General features: G+C 68.9%; 28 protein-coding genes. 15 read left to right on the top strand and 13 right to left on the bottom strand.

The genetic code is table 11. The features are described 5' to 3' along the window. Positions 1–62: 62 nt before the first annotated feature. Positions 63–710, top strand: a complete 648-nt coding sequence (gene rnhB, locus FY251_RS11075) for a ribonuclease HII (protein WP_148414872.1) — start codon at positions 63–65, stop codon at positions 708–710. A gap of 69 nt (positions 711–779) precedes the next feature. Here rnhB and FY251_RS11070 read toward each other — a convergent pair whose 3' ends face one another. From FY251_RS11070 to secF, 3 genes are all read right to left on the bottom strand, one after another. Further along, positions 780–1,010 (bottom strand): hypothetical protein, encoded by a 231-nt coding sequence (locus FY251_RS11070; RefSeq protein ID WP_148414870.1) that lies wholly within the window; start codon positions 1,008–1,010, stop codon positions 780–782. 295 nt (positions 1,011–1,305) lie between these two features. Further along, positions 1,306–2,877 carry a preprotein translocase subunit SecD gene (gene secD / locus FY251_RS11065; RefSeq protein ID WP_148414868.1) on the bottom strand — a complete coding sequence of 524 codons (1,572 nt, stop codon included), beginning with the start codon at positions 2,875–2,877 and terminating at the stop codon, positions 1,306–1,308. Continuing rightward, a complete protein-coding gene (gene secF / locus FY251_RS11060; RefSeq protein ID WP_148414866.1) occupies positions 2,874–3,737 on the bottom strand; it encodes a protein translocase subunit SecF in 864 nt (287 codons plus the stop codon). The genes secD and secF overlap by 4 nt, the downstream gene beginning before the upstream one ends. Positions 3,738–3,864: 127 nt before the next feature. Between secF and FY251_RS11055 the strand changes: the two genes are divergently transcribed. Continuing rightward, positions 3,865–4,206 carry a hypothetical protein gene (locus FY251_RS11055; protein WP_148414864.1) on the top strand — a complete coding sequence of 114 codons (342 nt, stop codon included), beginning with the start codon at positions 3,865–3,867 and terminating at the stop codon, positions 4,204–4,206. A gap of 45 nt (positions 4,207–4,251) precedes the next feature. On the opposite strand, the gene FY251_RS11050 is transcribed toward FY251_RS11055, so the two are convergent. Beyond that, positions 4,252–4,743, bottom strand: coding sequence for a DUF5812 family protein (locus FY251_RS11050; protein ID WP_148414862.1), 492 nt, complete (start codon positions 4,741–4,743; stop codon positions 4,252–4,254). A 114-nt stretch (positions 4,744–4,857) separates the two neighbouring features. Here FY251_RS11050 and FY251_RS11045 point away from each other — a divergent pair, with 114 nt between their 5' ends. The 4 genes from FY251_RS11045 to FY251_RS11030 all read left to right on the top strand — a co-directional run bounded on the left by FY251_RS11045 (position 4,858) and on the right by FY251_RS11030 (position 7,664). Next, the gene (locus FY251_RS11045; protein WP_148415088.1) at positions 4,858–5,457 is read left to right on the top strand and encodes a GNAT family N-acetyltransferase; all 600 of its coding nucleotides are present in this window, start codon (positions 4,858–4,860) and stop codon (positions 5,455–5,457) included. A gap of 127 nt (positions 5,458–5,584) precedes the next feature. After that, positions 5,585–6,283 (top strand): CDP-alcohol phosphatidyltransferase family protein, encoded by a 699-nt coding sequence (locus FY251_RS11040; RefSeq protein WP_148414860.1) that lies wholly within the window; start codon positions 5,585–5,587, stop codon positions 6,281–6,283. Then, positions 6,280–6,984 carry a PHP domain-containing protein gene (locus FY251_RS11035; RefSeq protein WP_148414858.1) on the top strand — a complete coding sequence of 235 codons (705 nt, stop codon included), beginning with the start codon at positions 6,280–6,282 and terminating at the stop codon, positions 6,982–6,984. The genes FY251_RS11040 and FY251_RS11035 overlap by 4 nt, the downstream gene beginning before the upstream one ends. Then, on the top strand, positions 6,981–7,664 hold the full coding sequence (locus FY251_RS11030; RefSeq protein ID WP_148414856.1) for a TVP38/TMEM64 family protein: 684 nt from the start codon (positions 6,981–6,983) through the stop codon (positions 7,662–7,664). The genes FY251_RS11035 and FY251_RS11030 overlap by 4 nt, the downstream gene beginning before the upstream one ends. Positions 7,665–7,682: 18 nt before the next feature. On the opposite strand, the gene FY251_RS11025 is transcribed toward FY251_RS11030, so the two are convergent. Next, complete coding sequence (locus FY251_RS11025; protein ID WP_148414855.1) at positions 7,683–8,216, bottom strand: hypothetical protein; 534 nt, start codon at positions 8,214–8,216, stop codon at positions 7,683–7,685. A 72-nt stretch (positions 8,217–8,288) separates the two neighbouring features. On the opposite strand from FY251_RS11025, the gene FY251_RS11020 reads away from it, so the two are divergent. Together FY251_RS11020 and FY251_RS11015 are read left to right on the top strand one after the other, a co-directional pair. Continuing rightward, the gene (locus FY251_RS11020) at positions 8,289–9,581 is read left to right on the top strand and encodes a glucose-6-phosphate isomerase (protein ID WP_148414853.1); all 1,293 of its coding nucleotides are present in this window, start codon (positions 8,289–8,291) and stop codon (positions 9,579–9,581) included. A gap of 329 nt (positions 9,582–9,910) precedes the next feature. Continuing rightward, on the top strand, positions 9,911–10,648 hold the full coding sequence (locus tag FY251_RS11015; RefSeq protein ID WP_148414851.1) for a CPBP family intramembrane glutamic endopeptidase: 738 nt from the start codon (positions 9,911–9,913) through the stop codon (positions 10,646–10,648). A 32-nt stretch (positions 10,649–10,680) separates the two neighbouring features. Here the strand turns inward: FY251_RS11015 and FY251_RS11010 are convergent, their stop codons facing one another. Next, complete coding sequence (locus tag FY251_RS11010) at positions 10,681–11,139, bottom strand: NOB1 family endonuclease (protein WP_148414850.1); 459 nt, start codon at positions 11,137–11,139, stop codon at positions 10,681–10,683. Positions 11,140–11,158: 19 nt separating this feature from the next. Further along, complete coding sequence (locus tag FY251_RS11005) at positions 11,159–11,404, bottom strand: PRC-barrel domain-containing protein (protein WP_089776856.1); 246 nt, start codon at positions 11,402–11,404, stop codon at positions 11,159–11,161. A gap of 197 nt (positions 11,405–11,601) precedes the next feature. Here FY251_RS11005 and infB point away from each other — a divergent pair, with 197 nt between their 5' ends. Both infB and FY251_RS10995 read left to right on the top strand, forming a co-directional pair. Then, entirely contained in the window at positions 11,602–13,404 is a 1,803-nt protein-coding gene (infB, locus tag FY251_RS11000; protein WP_148414848.1) for a translation initiation factor IF-2, read from the top strand. Between the two features lie 153 nt (positions 13,405–13,557). After that, positions 13,558–13,881, top strand: a complete 324-nt coding sequence (locus tag FY251_RS10995) for a hypothetical protein (RefSeq protein ID WP_148414846.1) — start codon at positions 13,558–13,560, stop codon at positions 13,879–13,881. 42 nt (positions 13,882–13,923) lie between these two features. On the opposite strand, the gene FY251_RS22560 is transcribed toward FY251_RS10995, so the two are convergent. The 6 genes from FY251_RS22560 to FY251_RS10970 form a co-directional block, all read right to left on the bottom strand. Further along, the gene (locus FY251_RS22560) at positions 13,924–14,085 is read right to left on the bottom strand and encodes a hypothetical protein (protein ID WP_172795730.1); all 162 of its coding nucleotides are present in this window, start codon (positions 14,083–14,085) and stop codon (positions 13,924–13,926) included. Between the two features lie 171 nt (positions 14,086–14,256). After that, positions 14,257–14,640, bottom strand: a complete 384-nt coding sequence (locus FY251_RS10990; protein WP_089776859.1) for a DUF5811 family protein — start codon at positions 14,638–14,640, stop codon at positions 14,257–14,259. A 186-nt stretch (positions 14,641–14,826) separates the two neighbouring features. Then, a complete protein-coding gene (locus tag FY251_RS10985) occupies positions 14,827–15,672 on the bottom strand; it encodes a sensor histidine kinase KdpD (RefSeq protein WP_148415087.1) in 846 nt (281 codons plus the stop codon). A 90-nt stretch (positions 15,673–15,762) separates the two neighbouring features. Further along, positions 15,763–16,236, bottom strand: a complete 474-nt coding sequence (locus tag FY251_RS10980; protein ID WP_148414845.1) for a pyruvoyl-dependent arginine decarboxylase — start codon at positions 16,234–16,236, stop codon at positions 15,763–15,765. A gap of 111 nt (positions 16,237–16,347) precedes the next feature. After that, on the bottom strand, positions 16,348–17,586 hold the full coding sequence (gene pan2, locus FY251_RS10975; RefSeq protein WP_148414843.1) for a proteasome-activating nucleotidase Pan2: 1,239 nt from the start codon (positions 17,584–17,586) through the stop codon (positions 16,348–16,350). Positions 17,587–17,986: 400 nt separating this feature from the next. Next, positions 17,987–18,460 carry a deoxyuridine 5'-triphosphate nucleotidohydrolase gene (locus FY251_RS10970; RefSeq protein ID WP_148414841.1) on the bottom strand — a complete coding sequence of 158 codons (474 nt, stop codon included), beginning with the start codon at positions 18,458–18,460 and terminating at the stop codon, positions 17,987–17,989. A gap of 272 nt (positions 18,461–18,732) precedes the next feature. Between FY251_RS10970 and FY251_RS10965 the strand changes: the two genes are divergently transcribed. The 5 genes from FY251_RS10965 to FY251_RS10945 all read left to right on the top strand — a co-directional run bounded on the left by FY251_RS10965 (position 18,733) and on the right by FY251_RS10945 (position 25,891). Next, the gene (locus FY251_RS10965) at positions 18,733–20,697 is read left to right on the top strand and encodes an aconitate hydratase (RefSeq protein WP_148414839.1); all 1,965 of its coding nucleotides are present in this window, start codon (positions 18,733–18,735) and stop codon (positions 20,695–20,697) included. Between the two features lie 174 nt (positions 20,698–20,871). Further along, the gene (gene rimI / locus FY251_RS10960) at positions 20,872–21,360 is read left to right on the top strand and encodes a ribosomal protein S18-alanine N-acetyltransferase (RefSeq protein WP_148414838.1); all 489 of its coding nucleotides are present in this window, start codon (positions 20,872–20,874) and stop codon (positions 21,358–21,360) included. A gap of 82 nt (positions 21,361–21,442) precedes the next feature. Continuing rightward, positions 21,443–24,652: a GAF domain-containing protein gene (locus FY251_RS10955; RefSeq protein WP_148414837.1), complete on the top strand. Its 3,210-nt coding sequence runs from the start codon at positions 21,443–21,445 to the stop codon at positions 24,650–24,652. Positions 24,653–24,813: 161 nt separating this feature from the next. Beyond that, positions 24,814–25,161: a HalOD1 output domain-containing protein gene (locus FY251_RS10950; protein ID WP_148414835.1), complete on the top strand. Its 348-nt coding sequence runs from the start codon at positions 24,814–24,816 to the stop codon at positions 25,159–25,161. Positions 25,162–25,375: 214 nt separating this feature from the next. Continuing rightward, complete coding sequence (locus FY251_RS10945) at positions 25,376–25,891, top strand: DUF5810 domain-containing protein (protein ID WP_148414833.1); 516 nt, start codon at positions 25,376–25,378, stop codon at positions 25,889–25,891. The last annotated feature ends 4 nt before the right edge of the window (positions 25,892–25,895 follow it).

The following is a 25,895-nucleotide window of genomic DNA, read 5'->3' as shown; positions in this document are numbered from 1 at the left end:
CCTCCCACGGGCGTCGTCGCGGACCGCAACCTCTAATTCTCCACCCCAAGACCCGACCAGATATGCACATCGGCGTCGACGAGGCCGGAAAGGGACCCGTGTTGGGTCCGATGGTCGCCGCGGCGGTCCGGGCGGACCCCGACGCCCTCCCGGACGGAATCGCCGACTCGAAGCGACTCGCTCCCGAGCGGCGCGAGGAACTCGCCGCGAAACTCCGGGAGCGCGACGACATCGACGTCGGCGTCGCGTTCGTCGAACCGGAGACCATCGACGACCCCGAGACGGACATGAACCTGCTGACCGTCCGGGCGCAGGTCGAGGCGGCCGCCGACGTCGCCGTCGACGACGACGAGCTCGTCTGCGACGCGGGCGACGTGAGCGAGTCCAGATTCGGCCGCCGCGTCCGCGAGGGGCTGGCCGAGGCGGGCGTCTCGGTCGAGGTCCACGCCCAGCACCGCGCGGACGACGAACACGCCATCGTCGGCGCGGCGAGCGTCGTGGCGAAGGTCGAACGCGACCGGCGGGTCGAAGAACTCGCCGCGGCCTACGGGGAAGTGGGAAGCGGCTACCCGAGCGACGGAACGACCCGCGATTTCCTGCGGGAGTACGTCCGCGAACACGGAATCCTGCCGGACTGCGCGCGGAAGTCGTGGTCCACCTGCGCCGACCTCATGGCCGCCCACGAACAGTCGTCGCTGGGGGACTTCTGAGGCGTCGCGGGACCGGCGGTCGAAAAAGTGGAGGGTCGGGGTGGTTCGAAAACGGGTCGCTGAGCGGGGCTACCGCATCTCGGCGAGCGCGACGTACCCGCCTTCCTGCGCGGAGAGCCACGTCGTCAGCAACTCGTCTTCGGAGAGTCCTGCGGGGAAGATGGTGCACTCGTCAGGTGCGTCGTCGTACGGGGCGACGATGGCGACGTACTCCTCGTCGTCCCCGGCGGACCGCCGCGAGGCGGCCGGCCGGGTCGTCGTCGCGTCCGTGTCGTCGTGTCGAAGTGGCGTGTCGTCCATGAGTGGAGTGCGTGCACCGTGATTACCGACGGGCGGCGGTTGCTTGGTTGCCGCTTCAAGCAGTATTTTATAGGCAGTCTATATGATTCTATCGGCGACTACTCCCCGGCGGGGACGATCGAAACCGCCACCGTCTATCGATTCTGGAATAGGGAACAGTCGGTCGGATACGGGGGTATCAACTGCGAGAATCGCCGAGGCTGCCCGAGCGTACGAAATCGGCGGTTCCGGTGTTCGAGGTCGGGATGTCATTCCGGACGGGCGAAAAAAACGCGTCGGCCGAACTGGGACGGCCTCAGCGGTCCTCGGTCAGGAGGAGTCGGAGGATGTCACCGTACGCCGGGCGGGTGACGAGCACGCCGACGATGACGCCGAGGATGGTGAAGATGGCGAAGCCCTGCAGGTCGCCGAGCGAGAGCACGGCGAGCGGGCTCATGGCGATGATGGTCGTCGCGGCGGCCGCGCCGATGACCCAGAAGGCCCGGCGGAACCGCGACTGGAAGACCTTGCGCGAGGTCACGGAGCCCTCGGCCATCACCTCGTCGGCGATGATGATGAGGTCGTCCACCCCGGTCCCGATGACGGCGATGAAGCCGGCGATGACAGAGAGGTCCAGCGGGTAGCCGATGGCGGCGGCGAACCCGAGGAGGATGTACACCTCGGAGAGGCCGGTGACGATCATCGGCAAGGCGACCTGCGGTTTGCCGTAGCGGACGAAGACGACGCCGGCGACCGCGAGCACCGCGATGATACCCGTGATGAGCGAGTCGAACTTGAAGCTCTCACCCTGACTCGGGGAGATGTACGACGAGGTGCCGCTGTCCTCGCCCGAGAGGTCGAGGCTGGCCGGCAGCGCGCCGGCGCGGAGGTTGATGGCGATTTCCTGTGCCTCGGACGTGTTGCGCGTCTGGAGCTGGAAGCTCGGTGCGCCGGCCCACTCGCCGGCCCGCATGGTGTCCGCGAGTCCGGGGCTCATCCCGAAGGCGTTGACGACCTCGCCGTTGACGACGAGGAGGAGACAGCCCTCGGTCGTGTTCTCGCCGCCGTCTTCCATGTAGGTACACCGCGTCCCGCCAGGTTGGGCGAGGCCGGTGTCCTGAACTGCCGTCTGGAACTCTCCTGCGGGCTCGTCGCGGACGGAGACGGGGACGAACGCCCCGCTTCCGGTCTGGGACTCCTGTGCGGTCCCGATGGAGGTGAAGTCGGCCTGCGTCAGGACGGCCTCGCGCGTCTCGTAGGTCCGCGTGCCGTTCTGCGAGGTCGGGTAGTAGATGTCGATCTGGACCGTCCCGCGCTCGCCGACGAGGTCGACGACGTCGGACTGGTCGCGGTTGGGGACCTCGACGAGGACGAAGTGCTCGCCCGTCGCCGTGGTCACCTGCTGGACCGTCCCGCCGGAGAGGCCGGCCTCGTTGATCTTCGACTGGAGGACGCGGACCGTCTCGGCTCGGGTCGTCGCGGTGACGCCGTCTCTGACCTCGCCGTGGCCGTAGCCAGCGGCGTCGAGCGCGGCGCTCAGGTCGTCGGCCGTGACGTTCTCGATGGTCGCTTCGACCGTGTTGGACTCCGCGCCCGTGCGGGCGATGATGTCCGCGGCGTCGGCGCCCGCTATCTGGGCGGCGACCTCCCGTTCGACGACGCGCTCGGAGTCGCCGTTGAACTCGACGTCCTCGGCGGTGACGCCGACGAGCGGCGCGCGGATGCGCGTCCCGCCGTCGAGCTGGAGGCCGAACTGGAGGTTCGTCGCGCTGTCGTCCTCGCCGATCGGGGACTGGTTGCCCATCGTCGGCGAGAAGAGGGCGAACGTCGAAAACAGGATGGCCACGACGAGGAAGATGACCCGCCAGTTGTCGCGGAGCGTGCTCATCGGGCCACCCCCTCGAACTTGTACCAGCGAAGGAGGGTCACGTTCAGCATGTAGGTGTTCATCAGGTCGGCGGTGAGACCGAACACGAGGACCGTACCGATGGCGGCGAGCAGTTGAATCCCGAACAGCGTCGCCGTGATGGTCATGACGATCATCGCCGCGATGGACGTGAGCGTCATGGTCACGCCGGTCCGCATGGCGCGCGCGGTCGACTCGTAGAAGTCACCGGAGCGCCGGAGGACGTGGTTGTTCAGGAGGATGTCCGAGTCCACCGAGTACCCGATGAGCATCAGGAGGGCCGCGACGGTCCCCAGCGACAGTTCGATGCCGAAGAGGTTCATCAGCGCCACCGGGATGACGATGTCGGAGAACGCCGAGAGGACGACCGCGATGGAGGGGACAAAGGAGCGGAACATGGCGAACACGAGGACGCTCATGCCCGCGAAGGCGACCGCGAGGCCGCCGAGGGCGAGCAGTTGCGTCTCGCCGCCGAAGTTGGCCGACACGGCGTCGATAGACCGGACTTCGTAGCCGGCGTCTTCGGCCTGCGTCTGCAGTTCGCTCGACGTCGCGCTCCCGGACTGGAACGTCACGACGTACGTCCCGTCGGCCGCGACGGAGCGAATCGACTCGGGCTGGCTGTCGAAGGCCGCGGCGACCTCGCTTTGCGGGGCATCCGTTGCGATGCGGAGTTCGGTACCGCCGGTGAAGTCGACGCCCGGATTCACCGGCGCACCAGTCGCGACGTACCACCCTCCGATGACCAGTAGGGCCACCGCGAGGACCGCGAGGGGGACGGCCGCGAGTTGGCGATTCGTGTACCGGGTGTAGTCTACCTCCGGTACCGTAAACTCAACCATGGGTTGCGGTCCTGAGCGGTGCGGAATAAGGTTTCTTATCCGCGGACGGCCTCGGCCGCAGAACGGTCTGGCGAGCGCCCGACGAACCCGCGACAGGCCCATAGTCGTTGGCCGACAATCGTGAACTATGACGACCGACCAGACGGCGACCCGCGTGGTCGTCTCCTTTCCCGACGAACTCAGCGCGTGGGGCCGCGACCAACTGACCGCCGACCGCTTCGTGACCTACCTGCGGCGGGTCCACGGCGAGGCCGCCCCGGGCGACGAGTGGGAGGAGTTCCTCGACGTGGGCTGTTGCGGCGACTCGCTGACGCTGACGCTCCGCGTGGAGGACCTCGACCCCGCGGGTGCGACCCGCATCGGCGAGGGGACGGCGGTCGAGTTCGTCGAGCGCGAGGGGAGCGTCCACGGCGGGTGGTGCGTCCAGAGCGCCGACGGTCCCGTCTCCTCGACCGGAAAACAGCGGTAGCGGGAGCGCGAGAAGACGGGCGGGGGCGAGCAGAAAAGACCCGGCTCAGGGCATGTAGCGGACCGCGACGACGCCCGGTTGCGAGCGGATTTCGACGCGGTTCACGTCGAGTCTGGCGGCCCGCGACAGCAGGCCCTCCCTGTCGTCGAGGATGTCGTCGACGGCCTGTTCGGTCATGTCGTCGGGGACCGACAGGACGTGAATCTCGCCGGTCCCGGCGCGTTCCTCGCGGACGAGTTCGCCGTCGGGGTTGTCGGCGGCGACGTCGCGGGAGTTCGTCGTCGGCGACTCGGTGGAGCGCTCGACGGAGACGGTCCAGCGCGACTCGACTTCGACGAGTTGCCACGAGACGTTCATCGGCGGGTCGGGCGCGACGGTCCCGCGGACGGCTTCGTCCTCGGAGACGCCGGGGTTCGACGAGAGCGCGTGAACCTGCCCGGAGTGAACGTCCTTCAGGACGGCCGACTCCTCGTCGGCGGCGGTGACCAGGAAGGTTCCCGTTCGCTCGGATTCGGTCTCGGACTCGGACTCGGTCATCACCCGGTGTAAGCAACCGGGCCTTTTCCCCGTTTCGGGCGCTCGCGGCCGCGTATGCCACCGATACCCACGGCGACGGTGGGCTTTTCTCGCGGCGCTTCGACGCGACTGACGATGCCCGCGCTCTGGCGGTTGACCCGGACCGAGACGGCCCGCCGCGTCTACGACGCGCTCAAGGCCCGCGGACTCACGGCGACGCAGATGGACGAGTACGTCGCGGACGCCGACGCGGCGGACGCCGACCGCGACCCCCCGACGGGAGTCGAGATTCGCGCGCTCGAACCCGACGAGGCCCGGCGGTTCGAAGCCGACTACGACGCGTTTTCGGAGCTTCGAGACGACGAGACGGCGGTGTGCGCGTTCGATGGCGGGCCGAACGTGGAGCGTGCTCTCGTCGGCTACCTCTTTCTCGGCGACCCCGGCCTGACGTACCACGTTCACCCGCTGGAGGCCGACGTGACCGTCCCCGGCGGCTACGTCCGCCGGGTGTTCGTCGCGCCCGAGGCGCGGAACCGCGGCATCGCCACCGCGCTCGTCTCGCGGGCCGTCGCCGTCGCCGGCGGGAAGGGAGCCGAGACGGTCCACGCGCTCGTCGCCCGCGACAACCGGCCCTCGCAGTGGACCTTCGAGCGCGTCGGCTTCCGAGTCGCCCGCACCCGGGCGTACTACCGAGTCGGCCCGTGGCGACGCCGGCGCGTCACACCGCGTTCATAGCCGTATAGAGCGCTCAGTTCCGTCCCGAGCGCTCCGTTCGGGAACCCAAGTATATAGATATTTGAATTATATATACTATAGCGGTTAAATTTATACTCGACCGGACGAGTGTGTCGGACAGACAGGCATGACGGACGAACTCAGGTCGGCAGTTCGCGGGCGGCTGGACGCGGTCGACGCGCGGGCGAGCGAGGTCGTGCGCTCATCGACCGGAGAGAACATGGTTTCGCGGCTCGGGGCCGCGGACTGGTTGAGTCTGGGCGCGCTCTTCTGGGCGTGGGTCGGCGCGATACTGTTCGTGTCGGGCGAGCCGAACTGGGCCATCGTGGCCGTCCTCGTCGGCTTCGCCTTCGACAAGGCCGACGGCTACTACGCCCGCAAAACCGGGACCGCGTCGGCGTTCGGCCGACAGATAGACTCCTTTATCGACATCTTCGCGTACCTCGTGTCGGCGGCGCTCCTGTACCACGTCGCGCTCGCGCCCAACCCGGTCGTGAGCGCCGTCGTCGGCTTCGTCGTCCTCGCGTTCGGCGGCCTGCGACTCATCCGCCACAACAGCGAGGGGTTCGGCGACGACTCGGGGACCTCGTACTACCACGGGACGACGGTCGTTCACACGCACCTCGTCGTGCTGGCGAACTACTTCCTCCTCCAGTTCGTCCCGCTGTGGAACGGCTGGGTCGCGGGCGCGACCATCGTGGCGGTCTGCCCGCTCATGACCTCCGACTACAAGGCGTACAAGACCGACGCGGGACACGTCCTCGTCGGCGTCGCCGGCGTCCTGACGGTCGCCGGCTGTCTCGCGCTCGAATTCGGCGTGGTATGAGCGGTCGGACGCGGGACTCGCGGGGGCCGCGAACGCTCGCGGTCGACCTCCACGTCCACACCGACGCCTCCTACGACTGCGAGATGTCGGTCGAAGCGGTGCTGAGCCGCGCGGCGTCGGTCGGCCTCGACGCGGTCGCACTCACCGACCACGACTCGGTCGGGTCGCTCGCGCGGGCGTTCGACATCGCCCACGAGTACGGCGTCCGGGTCGTCCCCGGCGTCGAGGTCTCGACGGCCGACGGCCACCTCCTCGCGCTCGGCGTCGACGACCCGCCGGTGACGGGGCGACCGCTCCCCGAGACGGCGCGGGCGGCCCGCGAGTCGGGCGGGCTCGCGGTCGTGCCGCACCCGTTTCAGACGTTCCGGCACGGCGCGTCCCGGCGGGCGATTCGGGACGTGGACGCCATCGAGGTGTACAACGCCCACACGCTCACCGGATTCAGAAACGGGCAGGCGCGGCGCTACGCCCGCCGGCGGGGACTCCCGGGCACGGGCGGGAGCGACGCGCACCGACCCGCGCTGGTCGGACGGGCGTACACGGCCGTCTCGGTCGAGGCGGACGGCGGCGTCACGACCGACGACATCTTGGAGGGGATTCGCGCCGGGCGAACCGTCGCGCGGGGGACGCGAACGACCGCCCGTCAGTACCTGCGGAAGTACGCGCTGAACGCCCGGCTCAAGACCGCCTCGTTCCTGTGACCGGTCGGCTGTTCGACTCGACCGACGCGCGGAACGCGGCGCTCGTCAGGCTCGGCGTCGTCGCGGTCGCCTTCGCGGCCGTCGCGGTCGGCGTCGCCGCGTTCGCCCCGCGACTCGCCGACCCGGCGTGGGTCCGCTCGGCCGTCGAATCGACCGGGGCGTTCGCCCCGTTGGTGTTCGTCGGTATCCAGACGCTACAGGTGATTCTCGCGCCGATTCCCGGGCAAGCCCTCGCCGCCGTCGGCGGCTACCTCTTCGGGACGGTCGCCGGGACGGTCTACAGCATGGTCGGCGTCGTCGCCGGAAGCGCCGTCGTCTTCCTGCTCGCCCGGCGCTTCGGGCGGCCCGCGGTTGAGCGTCTCGTCGCCGACGACGCGCTCGCGCGGTTCGACGGCTTCGCCGACCGCCGGGGCGTCGCCGGGCTGTTCGTCCTGTTTCTCCTGCCGGCGTTCCCGGACGACGCGCTCTGCGCGCTCGCCGGGCTCTCGCCGCTTCGACTCCGGACGCTCGTCGTCCTCGTCGCCGTCGGTCGCCTGCCGACGTTCGCCCTCGCGGCGGCCGCCGGGCGGAACGCGGGCGCGGCGAACTACGGGACGGTGGCGCTCCTCGTCGGCGTCGGGGTCGTCAGTTCTGTGGTCGTCTACCGCTACCGCGACGAGTTGGCGGCGAGAGTCGGGTGAGAACGGAGTTAGCGGCGCTTATCGGAGCAGTCGGTGGATTCCGTAGATGCCCGCCGCGCACGCCACCGGGGGGACGAGACCGTAGACTGCGGGCAGGCCGTAGAGCAGTCGGACGACGGGGACGAGCGCCGAGACGGTCACGGGGCCCACCGTGAACGGCTCGGCCGGCGTCTGAAGCTCCGCCGGCACCGACGCGAGAAGCCCCACGTACACCGACAGCATGAACACGAATCCGGCGAGCGCGAGGCTCAGGTCGTACCGCGGTTTCGACCCGGTGCGGCGGTGTCGTCGGGCGACGAACAGTATCGGGGCGACCAGCGGCGCGACGACGAACAGCCCCACGAGAACGTAGAACGACCGCGAGAGAGTGAGCGACCCGCCGGGGACGCCGGCGGTCGCGCCGATGAGGACCACGAGTCCGAAGGCGACGAACAACGAGACGACACCCGTCGCCAGCGCACCGACGAGCACGTAAAACTTGAACAGCCACGACTCGCTGTGCCGGAAGGCGTACGGGAACGCGCCGACGACGCCGCCGTAGTCGTCTGCCATCGGTCGCCCTTGGGAGCGGCCGCGATTAAAGCGACCGGTGTCGTTTTGACGCCGGGCGACGCGGCATCCTGTATGCAGGTAGACCTCGGGAACGTCCTCGACACGGCGCCGGCCCACGGCGTCTCGCGCGAGACGCTCGAACGACTCGACGGCCGCGTCGCGGCCGCCCACGACCGCATCGAACGGGGCCGCGAGGCCGGCGAACACGGCTACGAATCGCTGAACCTCCCGAACAGCACCGACCCCGCGGCGATTCGCGACGCCGTGAGCCGGTTCGACGACCCCTCGGCGGTCGTCACCGTCGGCATCGGCGGAAGCGCCCTCGGCGCGGCCACCCTCACCGACGCGCTCGAAAGCGACGTCGACGCCTACTACCTCGACAACGTCGACCCGGAGGCCGTCGAGCGCCTCCTCGACTCGCTGGACCTCGCGTCGACCGTCGTCAACGTCGTCTCGCGGTCCGGCACGACCGCCGAGACGCTGGCGAACTTCCTCGTCGTCCGGGAGGCGATGGCCGACGCGGGCGTCGACTGGGCCGACCGAACCTTCGTCACGACCGGCGAGGAGGGCAACCTCCGCGACCTCGCCGACAAACACGACCTCCCGTCGCTTCCCGTCCCCGACGGCGTCCCCGGCCGCTTTTCGGTGCTCTCGACGGTCGGCCTCGCCGCCGCGGCCCTCTGCGGCCACGACATCGAGGCGGTCTTGGAGGGCGCGGCCGCACAGGAGGCGCGCCTGTCGGACTCGCTTTTCGACTCGCCCGCCTACGCCTACGGCGCGGTCTCTTACGCCCTCGCCGAGCGCGGCCTGCGACAGAACGCAATGATGCCCTACGCGGAGTCGCTCGAAACGTTCTCCGAGTGGTTCGCCCAGCTGTGGGCGGAGTCGCTCGGGAAAGACGGCCTCGGCCAGACGCCCCTGCGGGCGCTCGGCGCGACCGACCAGCACTCCCAGCTTCAACTGTACCGCGCCGGCCCGCGCGACAAGCTCGTGACGCTCGTCCGCGCCACGGAGCGCGACGACGTGTCTATCCCCGAGACCGACCTCGACGGCCTCGCGTATCTCGGCGGCTCGTCGCTCGGCGACCTGCTCGACGCCGAGTTCGAGGCGACCGAAGCGAGCCTCGCCGCGGCCGACCGCCCGAGCGTCCGTATCGAACTCGACCGCGTCGACGAGTACGGCCTCGGCGAACTCCTCTACGCGATGGAGGCCGCCTGCGTCCTCTACGGCGAACTCGCCAGCGTCGATACGTTCGTCCAGCCGGCGGTCGAGTGGGGCAAACGCGCCGCCCGCGGCCTGCTCGGCGGCGGCGACTTCGAGGAAGCGGACGCGGTCGCCGACAAAGAAGAACTGGTCGTCGAGTAGTCGGAGCGAGCGGCGCACGGCGACCACGGCCGAGAATCGGCTTTTGCGACGACGACCGAACAACCACCCAGCGGCGACTACCGAACAGTCCACGGGGTGGGACTGAAAGGGGCCGCGGTCGAGGGCGAACCCCGGACCGGTGAGGACCGCAGGCCGGAGGCCGAGGACCGCGACGGCCCGCGGGAGCCGTCGTGGCGGGGGCTTTCGAGGTGGTTCCGCAGTCCGGCCCTCCTCCTAAAACGGCGCAAGCGACACAGACTCACGTGACTCCACAGACTGGTGAGAATCGACCCGAACCGGTTATCCGACCCCGTTCCGAAGGGAGGGCAATGGCACACGACACCGCCCGCGCGTCTGCGAGCCCCGCAGACCACCTCCAGGCGTACGGTGGCATCATCATCGTCGTCGCCCTCTCGCTCCTCGTCGGCGCGACGCTCGGCTCGGTCGCCGGCGGCCTCGCTCGCGGCGTGGTTCCGGGCGACACCGCGCTCGTCGGCGCGATACAGACCGCCGGACAGTTCGTCGGCTTCGGCGTCGTCGGCGCGGGCTACCTCTCCATGCGCGACGACTGGGACCTGATTCGGTTCGAGCGACCGACCGCGCGCGACGCCCTGTGGATTGCGGGCGGGTTCGTCGCCGTGATGGGCGTCTACCTCGGCGCGTCGGCGCTGATGTCCGCGCTCGGCATCCAGAGCGGCGACAGCGTCATCGCCCAGCAGGGCCGCGAGAACCCGGTGTACTTCCTGTATCTCACCGTGATCACCATCGCCCTCGTCGGCCCGGCGGAGGAGCTTATTTTCCGCGGCATCGCCTTCGGTGAACTCCGCCGACTCTGGGGTCCCGCGCCCGCGGTCGTCCTGTCCAGTCTGGTGTTCGCGTCGATTCACCTCTGGTCGTTCTCCGGCGAGGGGCTGTACGTCTCGCTGGGGATGGTGTTCGTCCTCGGGAGCGTCCTCGCGCTCGTCTACGAGAAGAGCGGGAACCTGCTGGTCGCCGCGCTGGTCCACGGGCTGTACAACGCGGTCCAGTTCCTCGTGAGCTACGCGCAGGCGACCGGCATGGTCTGAGAAAGGAGAGTCGAGCCGCTGAGTCGACCGGCTTACGCCGGGTTCTTCCGCGACAGCTCCATCCCGCAGATGGGACAGCGCTCTTTGTTCTCGTCGAACTCCCGGCCGCAGCCCTGGCACTGGAACTTCCAGCTTCGCTGTTCCGCGATGCCGTCTTGGGCGATGACTTCGACGCCGACGTTGAGCCGCTCGGCGACGTTCTGCATCGCGTAGTCGTCGGTGACGAGCGTCGCGTCGAGTTCGAAGGCGGCGGCGATGAGGCGCGTGTCGGTCTCCGAGAGCACGTCGCGGTCGCCGGTCTCGTCCGCGGCGCGGAGCACCTTGTCCACGGTCCCCTGTCCGGGGATGTGGACGTACATGCCCGCGCCTTCGAGGGCGTCGAAGCGGAAGGCGTGCTCGCCGGTGAGTTCTTCCTTGACGAGGGGAATCGAGGCCGTCTCGTCGTCGGTATGGTACTCGTGGATGAACGCAGAAGCGTCGAGAATCCGCATTTGAGAATCTATCCTGAGTCTACCGTTGGACGACGATGTAATCCTTGACCGCCTGCACGCGGTTCACCGGCACTCGGAACCGCCCGCGGTCGTCCCGGTCGAACGAGACGCGACCGGGGGAGATCTGCTCGTTCGGCTGGACGAGCAGGTCGTGCAGCTCGCCCGACTTCAGGTCCATCGTGATGTTGTACAGCATCCCGAGTTCCGTCCCGTCCGAGCCCATGACGGCCTTTCCGGAGAGGTTCTCGGCGAGTATGTCGGCCATACACACCCCTTCCTCGTCGGTTCACATAAACGGCACGGGCACGTCTGACGGGCGGCCGACGGACGCCCGAGTTCACCGATGGGCCGCGAGAACACTCGACACGGTGAATCGCGGACTCGTGGGCGCGGGCGTGACGATGGACTTAACTTGAGCCACCGACTCGATTCCGGTAAGAGCTTTCTCCGGGGCGATTCTCCATGTCCGACACTGATTCGACGTCACAATCCGATACGCTTCGCACACCCATCGTGGCCGTCCTCGGCCACGTGGACCACGGGAAGACGAGTCTTCTCGACAAGATTCGCGGCTCCGCCGTCAGCGACGGTGAGGCCGGTGCTATCACCCAGCACATCGGCGCGACCGCGGTCCCCTTAGACACCGTCTCGCAGATGGCCGGCAGTCTGGTCAAGCCCGAGGACTTCGACCTCCCGGGGCTGTTGTTCATCGACACGCCGGGGCACCACTCCTTCAGCACCCTCCGCTCGCGCGGCGGGGCGCTCGCCGACATCGCCATCCTCGTGGTCGACGTGAACGACAGCTTCCAGCCGCAGACCGAGGAGGCCATCGACATCCTCAAACGGACGGGCACGCCGTTCATCGTGGCCGCCAACAAGATAGACACCACGCCGGGGTGGAACCCCCAAGAGGGGGCCCCCATCCAGAAGACCTACGAGGAACAGTCCCAGCGCGCCCGCTCGAAACTCGACGAGAAACTGTACGAGATTATCGGCGAACTCTCCGACCGCGGCTTCTCCTCGGACTTCTACTGGCGCGTCCAGAACTTCCAGTCCAACATCGGCGTCGTCCCCGTCTCCGCGCTGACCGGCGAGGGCATCCCCGACCTGCTGGGCGTCCTGATGGGCCTCTCGCAGCGCTACATGAAAGACGAGATGGCCATCGACGTCGCCGGTCCCGGCTCCGGGACGGTCCTCGAAGTCAAGGAGGAACGCGGCTTCGGCGCGACCCTCGACGTGGTCCTCTACGACGGGACGATCCGCGCGGGCGACACCGTCGTCGTCGGCGGCGCGAACGACCCCATCGTCACCGAGGTCCGCGCGCTCCTCCAGCCCCGGCCGAACGCCGAGATTCGCACCGAAAAGCGGTTCGACAAGGTCGAGGAGGTCCGCGCCGCGGCCGGCGTGAAAATCGCCGCCCCCGACCTCGAAGACGCGATGGCCGGCGCGCCGGTCCGCGTCGTCGGCGACCGCGACCTCGACGAGGTCGTCCGCGAGGTCGAAGCCGAACTCGCGGACATCGAGGTGACGACCGAAGAGGAGGGCGTCGTCGTCAAGGCCGACACGCTCGGCAGTCTCGAAGCCATGGCGAACGCCTTACAGGAGGCCGAAGTCCCCATCCTCCGCGCCGAGGTCGGCGACGTCGCTCCGCGCGACGTGGCCGTCGCCTCGACCGCCCGCGAGCCCGAGCACAAGGTCATCCTCGGGTTCAACGTGGACGTGCTCTCGAACGCCGAGGCCGAACTCGAAAAGAACGACGTGAAACTGTTCCAGGACGACGTCATCTACCAGCTCGTCGAGGAGTACGAAGACCACGTCGACGAGATGAAACGCGCCCAACAGGAGACGATTCTCGACAAAATCGTCCGCCCGTGTCGGTTCCGCATCCTCCAGGACCACGTCTTCCGGCAGAACAACCCCGCCGTCGTCGGCGTCGAAATCATGTCCGGGACCATCAAGAACAACATGAACGTCGTGAAGTGGGAGGACGGCGAGCCGAACCGCGTCGGCCAGCTCTCGGGCATCCAAGAGAACGGCGAGGACGTGTCGAGCGCCCGCGCCGGCTCGCGCGTCAGCGTCGCCATCGACGGCCCGACCGTCGGCCGCCAGATAGAGGAGGGCGACGAGCTCTGGATCGAACTCCCCGAAAAGCACGCGAAGATTCTCGAACAGGAACTCCGCGACGACATCCCCACCGACGAACTGGAGGCGCTGTCCGGCTACCTCGAAAAGCACCGCCGCCGCGACCCCTTCTGGGGGAAGTAGACGACTCGCCGCACCCCGGTTTTTCTCGCCGTCTCGGCCCGTCCCCGACGCCAGCATACCGCGAGACGACGGCCGTCTCACACGACCCGAAGGGGCTCCCGTCGGGCGAAATAGCTAATATTCAGACGTTCGTACCCGTCGCCGAGTGGTATCATGCGCACACGAACACCCAACAGCGACAGCATCGTCTCGGAAGCCACGCGGTACGACGCCATCCTCGCGACACTTCCGCTCCCGCTCGCCGTCGGGACGGCGGTCGGCGTGCTCTCGCCGCTCCCGATTTCGCCCGTCGTGGGCGCGAGCGGCCTCGTCTCGGCGGCCGTGCTCGCCTACGGGTTGTTCGTTGCGACACCGCGGTCGGCGGTCGGTCCGACGGCCGAGTCGGACGCATCCGCCGAGACCGACGCGGCGCTCGGCGGCATCGAGTCCCGCGTCCGCGACGACGCCGGTCGAAACCGCCGCCGCGGGAGCGTCTGATCGGGGGCGCTCGGGAGAACGCTCACGGGGTCGGAGGCGCGCTCAGGGGCGGTTCCACTCCCAGAACCAGTACGCCGCGCCGAACAGCATCAACCCCGCACCGAACGCCGAAGTCGCCGGTTCGGGGAAGACGAACAGCAGGAAGCCCACGATGATGAGCGTCGTCGGGCCAATCTCGTCCGCGTAGTCGAAAATCGAAGCCATACCTCCCTTTCGACCGCCTCCGTGAAGTGTATTGTTCTCGTTCTGAACTGACGAGAGCGCGGCGCGGAAACGCAGGACGAGGCGACGGGACGACGACGAGGAACCGGTCGGCGGGTCGCAACGGCGCGTCAGTCGCCACTCGGACCCCGACAGCGATGGGGTCGGCGCGGGTTACCGCGCGGCGGGCGTGAGGTCGTCGCCGACGGCGCTCATGACCTGAAACGCCGCGGTGGCGGCGAGTCCGCGGGCGACCTCGTTGCGGTCTTCGTCGGTGAGTCCGGCGTCGAGTTCGTCGGCGTCCGGCGAGAAGCCGGCGCTGACGGGGTGGCCGACCGGCGGATGGACGGCCACGGTGGCGAGCGGCCCGTTCATCCCGGTCGAGAGCTCCGACCCGACGGCGAAGCCCTCGGGGAGGTACGACTCCGTCCGCGAGACGATACCGGCGACGGCCCGACGGAGCGCGTCCATCTGCTCGACGGTCAGTTCTCGGTCGGGCGACGCCTGACCGGCCCCGGTCACGCCGGGAGCGCCCGCATATGGGTTGTTCCCGTTCATCAGTCGTCTGCGATACGGGAAGGACGTGTAAAAAGCCGTCGTCGGTTCGCGGCGCAGCGGGCGAATCGAAACCGGGTGACGACCCGGCGACGATCCGGTGACGACCCGGCGACGATCCGGTGACGACCCGGCGACGATCCGGTGACGACCCGGCGACGATCCGGTGACGACCCGGCGACGCCGCCGTCAGGCCGGTCGCGGGAGCGAGACGGTGACGACGGTCCCGTGGGCCTTCGGCGTCGAGATGTCGAGCGACCCCCCGGAGGCGTCGACGATGGCGCGAACCAGCCAGAGTCCGACGCCGCTGGTGTGCGAAAGCGGCGTCTCCGACCCCGAAAGCAGGGCCTCGCGCTCGGCGTCCGGGATACCGGGACCGTTGTCGGTGACGGTCACGCCGACGACCTCGCCGAGTTGCCAGACGGCGACGTGAATCTTCGGCTCGTCGCAGTCGGCGTGGACGACGGCGTTGTCGAGCAGTTCGGCGATGCTTCGCGGGAGCGCCGGGTGCGCCCGCACGGTGAGCGTCTCCGGCGAGGCGACCGAGACCCGCACCGCAGAATGCTCGATTTCGAGGTCCTCGACGGCGTCCGCGACCGCACGGGTGAGGTCGACGTCGACCTCGTTCCCCTCCGCGAGTTCGACGGTCCTGAGGAGCGCGACCTCGTCGCTCACCTCCACCAGTCGGTTCGCTCGGTCTCGAATCGCCGCCACGGGGTCGGTGTTCGCGTCCGCGTCGTCCCGCGACTCGACCAGTTCGGCGTAGCCGAGGATGGCGGTGCAGGCGTTCCTGATGTCGTGTCTGAGGATTCGATGGAGGACGCTCGTGTGCGCGAGCGTCGACTCCAGCCGTTTGGAGGTCCGGTTCAGTTCGGTCTGACTCCGGTCGACGAGGGCGTACACCAACAGCGCCGACAGGCCGACGAACAGCCATCCCTTCGCCGTCTGGATGAGCTCGTGGTTCGGAAGCCCCTCCACGAGACTGTCGCTCGTCGCGACCCAGAGGAAGCCGAAGGCGGCGTAGATGAGCGCCACTCGCCACGGGGACAGGTCGAACGGCGCGTCACCACTCATGCCGAAGGGATTCTCACAAACGTTGATGAGTCCGTCGGTCAGCGCGGAGTGTCAGAAAATCGATTCGCTCTGCCCGTAGGCCGCGACCGTGACGGCGGTGGTGTAGCCGTCGCCCTCGTGGGTGCCGGTCGTGAGCGCGACCTCCTCGTCGTCGAACGACCACTCGCGGAGGTTCCGGCCCGCGGCGAGGCCGTCGAGGACGGCCGCGCGGACGCTGTCTTCGTCGGTTCCGGACGCCTCGTAGAACAGGCCGGGCCCGGAGCCGGTCGCCCAGCCGAGGCCGGCGACGACCGTCTCGCCGGGCGTCGAAGTCGTCTCGCGGGCCTGCACCACCGTCAGTCGGTTGCCTGCCGGACCGAGGTCGGGAGCCACGTCGACCGCCTCGACGGTCGCGTCGGCGGGGACGACCGAGGAGACGGCGACGAGGTTGTAGTTGTGGACGTTGGCGGCGGCGAGCGCGGCGTCGTACGACGCCATCTCGGTGGGGGCGGTGCCGACCCCGCGGACGACGCGAATCGTGTTCATGTCCGAACTCTCGCGGCGGCGGAAAAGGGGGTTACGAATAGCGGCGCTCGAAAGCCGGGGGCGTCGGTGACCGTCGGCGACCGCCGCCGACGCGGTTCCCGGCCGCCGAGTTCAGTACTGGTAGTCCGTGAAGCCCGAGATGGGGCCGGTGCCGGACTCCTCGACGTTCGAGAGCTTCTCGTGGGCGGCGTCGAAGTCCGCGCCCGTCACCTCGGTCCGGCCGTCGCGGATGGCGAACATCCCGGCCTCGGTGGTGAGCGACGCGATGTCCGCGCCGGAGTAGTCGTCGAGTTCCTCGGCGAGCGCGTCGAGGTCCACGTCGTCGGCGACGTTCATGTCGCGGGTGTGGATATCGAGGATGCGGCGGCGGCCCTCGACGGCGGGCTTGGGCACCTCGATGAGGCGGTCGAACCGGCCGGGCCGAAGGATGGCCTCGTCCAGCATGTCGAAGCGGTTGGTCGCCGCGATGATGCGGATGTCGCCGCGGTCGTCGAAGCCGTCCATCTCCGAGAGGAGTTGCATCATCGTGCGCTGGACCTCGGCGTCGCCGGAGGTCTTCGAGTCCGTGCGCTTCGAGGCGACGGCGTCGATCTCGTCGATGAAGATGACCACCGGCTCGCGCTCGGCGGCGAGCTTGAACAGGTCGCGGACGAGTCGCGCGCCCTCGCCGATGAACTTCTGGACGAGTTCGGAGCCGGCCATCTTGATGAACGAGGCGTTGGTCTCGTTGGCGACGGCCTTGGCGAGCATCGTCTTCCCGGTGCCCGGCGGGCCGTACAGGAGCACGCCGGACGGCGGGTCGATGCCGACTTCCGCGAACATCTCGGGGTTTTCGAGGGGCTGTTCGACCGCCTCGCGGACCTCGCGGACCTGCTCGTCGATGCCGCCGATGTCGTCGTAGGTGACCGTCGGCGACTCGACGACCTCCATCGCCTGCGCCCGCGCGTCCGTCTCGTCGTCGAGGACGGTCTGGACCGCGAACGAGTCGTTGATGGCGACGCGGTCGCCGGGCTCGATGTCGTCGATGTTCAGGTTCGGTGCGAACTCGGTCAGGACCTCCTGGTTGTTGCCGTGCTGCTTGATGATGACGCCGTCGTCGGTCAGCTCCTCGACCGTGGCGATGTAGTACGAGGCCGTCTTCAGGGCCTCGTTGCGCGCTTTCATCTGGTCGACCTCGTCGACCAACTCGGCGTGACGGTCGTCGGCGTTCTGGAGCCGCTGGTCGAGTTCGCGGTTGACGTCGACCATGCGTTCGAAGTGCTGGCGGAGTGCAGACAGCCGCTCTGCATCCGACATCTCGGGGTCCAGATCGAGATGAGGACGTTCCGGGAGAGATGGACTCCGTGACATCAGTGATTGGCCACACTTAGGCATGGGCGTAAATGTGCCTTTGGGTCAGAGAACCCGACTGCCGCGCTCGAAGCGGCTTTAGGTGACGGTGCCCCCGTGGCGTCCGCTCGCGGCGGCGAATCGAAAGCCGGCAGCGCGACGCCGCGGCTCGCGGGTACGAGCTGTTCGCAGGAACGCGCGAAGCGACGAAGACGAAGATGTGGAAGGAGGAAGTTGCGGAGGTTCAGTGTGTACAGGTCGCCCCTCGTTTCGGCCCGACGTGCCCTCCGCGAGAACAGATACGACGCCCACCGACTTGAAAGGAATTCGTCATTGCCGAGAACGTCCCGTGAATCGGGATATCGGTATTCATCCGGTAGCATCCGGCGAGCACTGCTTCCGAGAGCCGCGGTCGCGGTCGTCAGCGGGTGCGCTCGCCCTGGTAGCTCCCGTCGTAGGTCTCGTCGTGGGTCGCGTCCGCGAGGACGATTTGGGCGACGCGCGCGCCGCGTTCGAGTTCGACCGGGTGGTGGACCTGTAGGAGGCCCTCGCCTTTCCCCTCGTAGCCGGCGTCCCAGACGGCCGTGTTCAGCATACAGGAGTTCCGCATGAGCGACGACCGCGGGTAGATGAAGCCGACGTGGTCCTCGGGGATGCGGACCGTCTCGGCGTACTGGAGGACGTAGCCGCCGGGGTCGAGTCGGTACGTCTCGGTCTCCGGGTCGGCGAAGTCGAGGGCGCGGCGCTCCCCGACGGTCTTGCCCTCGCGGCCGAGGCGGCCCGGTTCGACCTGTTCGAGGACCGCTTCGAGCGTCAGGTCGACGCCGTTCGGTTGGACCTGTTCGGCCGTGACCGGCGAGATGTGCTGTGCGACGAACGAGCCAGCGCGGTGCATATCCGAACCCCGTCCAGCGAGCGCAAAACTGTGCCGGACCTCGGCCGTCGTCACCCCTCACACGACCCCCCGCGTTCGGGGCCACAACGGGGTCGAAATCGCTCACCGTTTGGGTCGGTGACGACCCCCGCGGTGACCAGTCACATGGGAGAACCAACAAGGAGTTTAATGGCCCTTAGACGCTAGAAACCCCGAGACGGCGCTATCGTTCACGTTCGAAGATAGGGAAGTACGCGGGATTTATATCCGAGGACCATCGACGTTCGGGTGTTATGGGACAGACGCTCACGGAAAAGATTCTCTCGGACCACCTCGTCGAGGGTGACCTCACCCCCGGAGAGGAGATCGGAATCGAAATCGACCAAGTCCTGATGCAGGACACGACCGGGACGATGGTCTGGCTCCAGTTCGAGGCGCTCGACCTCGACGAGGCGCAGACCGAACTCGCCGCCCAGTACTGCGACCACCAGACCTACCAGTTCGACTTCAAGAACACGGACGACCACCGCTTCCTCCGTTCCGCGGCCGGGACATATGGTGCCCACTTCTCCCGCCCCGGCAACGGTATCTGCCACAACGTCCACAAGGAGAACTTCGCCGCGCCCGGCAAGACGCTCCTCGGCTCGGACTCCCACACGCCGACCCCCGGCGGCCTCGGCCAGCTCGCCATCGGTGCCGGCGGCCTCGACATCGCCGTCGCCATGGGCGGCGGCGCGTACTACGTCGAGATGCCGGAGGTCGTGAACGTCCGCCTCGAAGGCGAACTCCCCGAGTGGTCCTCCGCGAAGGACGTCATCCTCGAAATGCTCCGCCGCGAGACCGTCAAGGGCGGCGTCGGCAAGGTGTTCGAGTACACCGGCCCCGGTGCTGAATCGCTCACCGTGCCCGAGCGAACCACCATCACCAACATGGGGACCGAACTCGGTGCCACCTCGTCGCTGTTCGAGACCGACGAGAAGACCAAGGACTACCTCGAACGCCAGGGTCGCGGCGACGAGTACGTCGAGCTGACGGCCGACGACAACGCCGAGTACGCCGACGAAATCGTCATCGACCTCGACGACCTCGAACCCCTCATCGCCTGCCCGTCGATGCCCGACAACGTGGTGCCGGTCCGCGAAGTCGCCGGCGAGACGGTCGAGCAGGTCCTCGTCGGTTCCTGTACCAACGGCGGCTACGAGGACGTCCTCCCGGCCGCGAAGATGGTCAAGGACCAGGAGGTCGCAAAGCACCTCGAAATGATCGTCGCGCCCGGTTCGAAGCAGGCCGGCGAGATGCTCGCCCGCGAGGGCTGGACGGCCGAGATGATGGCGGCCGGCGTCAACGTCTCCGAGGCGACCTGTGGCCCGTGTATCGGCATCGGCCACGTCCCCGCCTCCGACTCCGTCTCGCTGCGCACCTTCAACCGCAACTTCGAGGGCCGCTCGGGCATCGAAGACGACAACGTCTACCTCTGTTCGCCGCAGGTCGCCGCCGCCGCGGCGCTCAAGGGCGAAATCGTCGACCCCCGCGACCTCGCCGACGAACTCGGCCTCGACGCCCCCGGCGTCGAGCTCCCCGACGAGTACGACGGCTCGAAGACGGACCTCATCTACGCCGACGACGCCATCGACGACGAGCTCATCAAGGGCCCGAACATCGGCGAAGTGCCCCTGCAGGACCCCCTCGGCTCGAACATCTCGGGTGAGACCCTCCTGAAGATGGAGGACAACATCACGACCGACCACATCATCCCGGCGACGTCCGACATCCTCAAGTTCCGCTCGAACATCGAGCGCCTCTCGGACTTCACGCTCTCGCGCGTCGACGAGACGTTCGCCCAGCGCGCCAAGGAAGCCGGCACCGGCGTCCTCGTCGCGGGCGAGAACTACGGGCAGGGCTCCTCCCGCGAACACGCCGCGATGTGTCCGATGTACCTCGGCATCGAGGCCGTCCTCGCGCAGTCGTTCGCTCGCATCCACAAGGCGAACCTGTTCAACTTCGGTATCGTCCCCCTCGCCATCGACGAGGAGACGTACGAACAGATCGAGCAGGGCGACGACGTCGAAATCGTCGACGACGTGGCCGCTGCCGTCGAATCCGGCCAGGAGGAGTTCACCATCCGCGTGAACGACGACTGGGAAGCGACGGCGAACCTGCACGCCTCCGAGCGCGAGCGTCGTATCCTCACCGCCGGCGGCAAGCTCCCCCTCACGAAGCAGCAGGCCGAGGGCGGCGCTGCCCCCGCGGACGACTGAACGCGACCAACCACGTTCTCGCTTTTTCGCCCGGCGAGCGGCGGCCACGGCGGGGCCCGAGGGCCGCGCCGACCGCTCCCGTGAGCGTCCGCTCCGGACCAGCCGCCTCGATGCGTCCGTCACTCCCGGCCCCGTGCCGTCGGGCTTTTGCGTGCCAACCGCGTAGCGCCGGACGTGACGGCGTTCGACGACGCGCTCGCCGGCGACGCGGTCGTCAGGCGGGTCGACCGGGCCGACCTCCTCGACGTGCTCCGCATCGAGCGGGCCTGTTTCTCCGAGCCGTGGCCGTACTCCGCGTTCGAGATGTTCGTCGACGAGCCGGCGTTCCTCGTCGCCGCCCGCGGGGGCGAGGTGCTCGGCTACGTCGTCGCCGACGTGATGCCGAACCACGGCAACGATATCGGCCACGTCAAGGACCTCGCGGTCCGCCCGGAAGCCCGCGGCGACGGTCTCGGGCGGCGGTTGCTCCTCCAGTCGCTGACGGCGATGGCCATCGCGGGCGCGGCGGTCGTGAAACTCGAAGTCCGCGTCTCGAACGAGCCGGCCATCGGGCTCTATCGGAGCGTCGGCTTCGAACCCGCCCGCCGGGTGCCGAGCTACTACGCCGACGGCGAGGACGCGTACATCATGGTCCTCGACGTGGGCGAGTGGAAAAACGCCTGACAGGACCGCTCGCGGCCGAACGAGGGCTTATCAAGGCGAGCCGCGTACACGGGTTGTGTTACCGTCCCCCACCGTGCTCTGTGTGAGTGACGACGACGAGTTCGCGGCGGCCCTCGACTCGTCGCTGTCGTCGCTCGGCGACGCGACGGCCGTCCGCCACGTCCGCACCCCCGCCGCGGCGCGCGCGGAACTCGTCTCCACCTCGGCGGCCGTGTCTTGTGTCGTTCTTACCGCACCCACGGCGGCCGGCGACGAGGAGGCGTTCGTCCGCGACGTCTACGCGCAGGGGCTCGACGTTCCCGTCGTCGTCGCGGCCGCCGACAGCGAGGTCGCGGCGCGCGCGGTCGACGCCGGCGCGACGGACTACGTCGTCCGCGACGACGACCCGGAGACGATGTCGTGGCTGGCCGCCCGCGTCGAGCGGGCGCTCGGCGAGTACACCCTCGCGCGGAACCACAGAGACCGCATCGAGCAACAGCGCGTCGTCTCCGAGGTGGGCACGCGGGCGCTGACCGCCGTCGACCTCGACTCGACGCTCGACCACGCCGCGCGCCGGGTCCGCGACGTGCTCGGGGCGGACTCGGTCACGGTGTTCGAGGGCCTCGACGACGGCGCGTTTCGCGTCGCCGCCGCCGCGGGCTGGTCGGCGAGTCGGGGTCGCGGACCCACCGCGACCGAGGGGACGCAGGCGGCCGAGACGTACCGGACCGGGCGCTCGACGCTCGTCGACGACTTCGACGCGGACGGGCGCTTCGAGCACACGGACGGCGCGGGGGCGTCGGTGCCGAAAAGCGGGATGAGCGCGGCCATCCGCGGCGACGGAACCCGGTGGGGAGCCATCGTCGTCCACGCGGTCGCCCGCGGTCGGTTCGCCGACGACGACGTGCTGTTCTTGGAGAACATCGCGGCCGTCGTCGGCGCGGCGACCGAGCGTCACGAACTCAAAAGCGCGCTCTCGGAGGTCTTAGAGCGGATGGACGAGGCGGTGATGGGCTTCGACGCGGACTGGCGCGTCACCTACGTCAACTCGACGGCCGAACACGGGCTCGGCATGTCCGCCGCGTCGGTGCTGGGGACGCGCATCTGGGACTCGGTGCCCGAGGCCGCCGTCTTCCGCGAGGAGTTCGAGCGCGCGATGGAGCGACAGGAGCCCGCGACGTTCGAGACCTACTACGACCGCCTCGAAACGTGGTACGCGGTTCGGGCGTACCCCTCCGAGACGGGGCTGTCGGTCTACTTCACCGACATCACGGAGCAGTTGGAACGCGAGGCCGAAGCCGAGCAGTACGGGCGGATGGTCGAGGCCGTCGCCGACGCGGTGTACGCGCTGGACGACGAGGGGCGGTTCGCGGCGGTCAACCCGGCGTTCGAGCGGCTCACCGGCCTCGACCGCGACCGCGTCATCGGGTCGCCGACGGGGCTGCTCGCCGAGCACGCGACCGCGACCGACGGGAGCGACGAGGCGTTCGCGGCCGCGTCGCGGGGAATCGTCGAGTTCGAACTCCGAGCGCCCGACGACGAGGTCGTCCGCGTCGAGAACCACCGGACGCCGCTCGTCGTCGGCGGCGAGGAAATCGGCTCCGTCGGCGTCCTCCGCGACGTGACGAAGCGACACCGCTACGAGCGCCTGCTGGCGACGCTCCACGACCGGACCCGCGAGATGATGGGCGCGACCGACAGACAGGCGGTCCTCCGCGCGACCGTCGACGCCTGCGACGAGGTGCTCGGCGACGCCCGGACGGAGCTGTACGTCTTCGACGAGGCGGACACGAGCCTCGTCCGCGTGGGCGCGGCCGGGACCGGGCTCGGCGACAAGCCGTTCGAGGGCGGCCTCGACCGCGGCGGCGTCTGGGACGCGTTCGTCTCCGGCGACGTCCGCGTGGTCGAACTCGCGCCCGACGGGGGCGTCGTCGACGGCGTCGAGCGGGTCATCGCCGCGCCGCTGGGTCGCCACGGCGTGCTCGTCACCGGCCACCCCGGCACCGTCGCGCCCGACGACGTCGACGTGGAACTCGTGAACCTGCTTTCGGCGACCGTCGAGGAACTGCTCGACCGAATCGACGCCGAGGCGGAGCTGCGCGAGCGCGACCGCCGGCTCGAAGCCCAAAACGAGGCGCTCACGCGTCTCGACCGAATCAACGCGACCATCAGGAACATCAACCGGTCGCTCATCCGCGCGCCGACCCGCGGCGAGGCGCTGTCGGCCGTCGCCGAACAACTCGTCGACGCCGACGGCGTGGCCGTCGTCTGGCACGCCGAGGCCAGCGACGTAGACGAGACGTACCGCCCGCCGAGCGACGCGGTCCACGGCGCGGACACCGCCTACGCCGACCGACTGGGGGAAGTAGCGACCGCGGAGCCGCTGTTTTCGCTGCTCGAAGCCGCCATCGAGAGCCGAGAGATACGGGTGATAGCGGACGTGCTCGACGACCCCGCGTGGGCCGACCACCGCGGCGACGCGCTCAGCTACGGGTTCCGCGCCGTCGCGGTCATCCCCGCGGTCGCCGACGACCGGGTGGAGGCGCTGCTCGTCGTCCACGCGACCGGGTCGGAAGTCGTCGACAACGACGACGGCTTGCTCACCGAACTGGGGGAGACGGTCGGCTACGCGCTCGCGGCCACGGGGCGCGCCGACGCCATGCTGACAGAGCGCCGGACGGACGTGCAGATACGGCTCGGCGGCGACCGACTGTCGCTGTCGCGACTCGCCCGGCGGGTCGGCGACGCGGTGAGCCTCGGCGGCGTCATCCCGCAGTCCGACGGCTCGGTCATCGCGTTCGTCGCCAGCGACGCGGAACCAGACGACGTCGTCGCCGCCGGGCGGGACATCGCGACCCGCGTGCGCCACGTCTCGACCGACGACTCGGGGTCGCTGTTCGAACTGCGCCTCCCGCGGGAGTCGCTGTTCGAGACGCTGTACGCCTCGGAGGCGACGCTGCGGGCGCTCGACGCGACGCCGACCCAGACCACGCTCACCGCCGAGGTCCCCGAGCGAATCCGGGTCCGGTCGTTCGTCGACGCGCTCGACGCGAACTACCCCGGGACGGGGCTGCTGTCGCGGCGGACCGCCGAGGGAGCCGACTCGCCGCAGACGTTCGCCGCCGAGATGCGAGAGGCGTGGACGAGCCGGCAACACGAGTCGATTCGGGCGGCCCACCTCGCCGGCTTCTACGAGTGGCCGCGCCGCAGCACCGCCGAGACGCTCGCCGAGACGTTCGACATCAGCGCGCCGACATACCAGTACCACCTGCGCGCGGCCGAGCGAAAGCTGGTCGAACGGGTCTTCGAATGATAACATACCACACATCTACCAGCGATACCAACTGATTTTCAGTTACGGTTCTAGGTACCTAGAGGTGGCACGCGCGCCACCACTAGTTGGATAGCAGCGACCGCTATATCCGGGAGCACCGTCGATACGGCCGTCGGCGAGGTGTCGACGCGAACCGAACCATGGACGAAACTCGCGTGCTACCGGGCAACGATGTGGGATGGAACACGGAGACAACCGACGAGGTCGTCGCCCGACACGATTGGGGCGGCCGAGACACCCTCGCGGTGACCGTCGTCACCGCGACCGCCCAACTGAGAGGCGTGGACGCCATCGACCTCCCACTGCTGTCCGAGGCTATCGACCCCGACGCGCTGTGTCAACTGTTCGCCCCGCTGGCGCGGCCAGCGATGACGGACGGCGGCACTCGCGGGTCGGTGGCTCCCTCGCGCGGTCACATCGAGTTCCGGTACGCTGCCTGCGACGTGACCCTCTGGGCCGACGGAACGGTCATCGTCACCTCCGCCTGACGCATCGACACACGAACGAGTCGGTATCACCACCACCACTACCACCACCGGACGCGGCACCCTACGCGGTGCCGTGACGGCCGCTCGCCCGCGACCCACCACCACCACCACCACGCGGGCGACGCGGTCACATTTCTTCGACGACCGACGACGCCGACGTGGCGCGACGCGAGAGTGCGACGGGTTTTGGTACACAGAGCCGCTACCGGAGGGTATGGGATACGCCTGTCCGGTCTGCGACGCGCCGCAACGCGACGAGACGCATCTCGCGAACCACCTCGCGCTACAGGCCATCGTCCACGGCGACGACCACGAGACGTGGCTGGACGAACACGCCCCCGAGTGGGCCGACCTGAACGCCGACTCGCTCGGCCCGCTCGTCTCCGACCTCGCGGCGGAACGCGAGTTCGACGAGGTGTTCGAGGACACGGTCGACCGAACCGGCGGCCGCGGCCACAGTCACGCGCACGGACAGGAACACGACCACGACATTCCCGACCGAGAGCCGCAGCCGTTCGGCGGCTCCGACGGGTCGCAGTCGCTGTCGGGCGACGCCGCGCGCATCTTCGAGGAGGCGCGGTCGCTCACCCGCGAGATGGTCGCGGACGACGGCGAGGACGGCGAGACCGAGGACGCGCCGCGGGAGGACGACGCCGACGCCCGCGACGCCACCGATGCCGACGGCCGCGACGGGGGGACCGAAGACGACGCGGACAGGAAAGAGTCGTAAGTCC

Source organism: Haloferax sp. KTX1 (assembly GCF_902410085.1).
GTDB classification, from domain to species: Archaea; Halobacteriota; Halobacteria; order Halobacteriales; family Haloferacaceae; genus Haloferax; species Haloferax massiliensis.
This window is presented reverse-complemented; position numbering and strand designations above follow the sequence as displayed.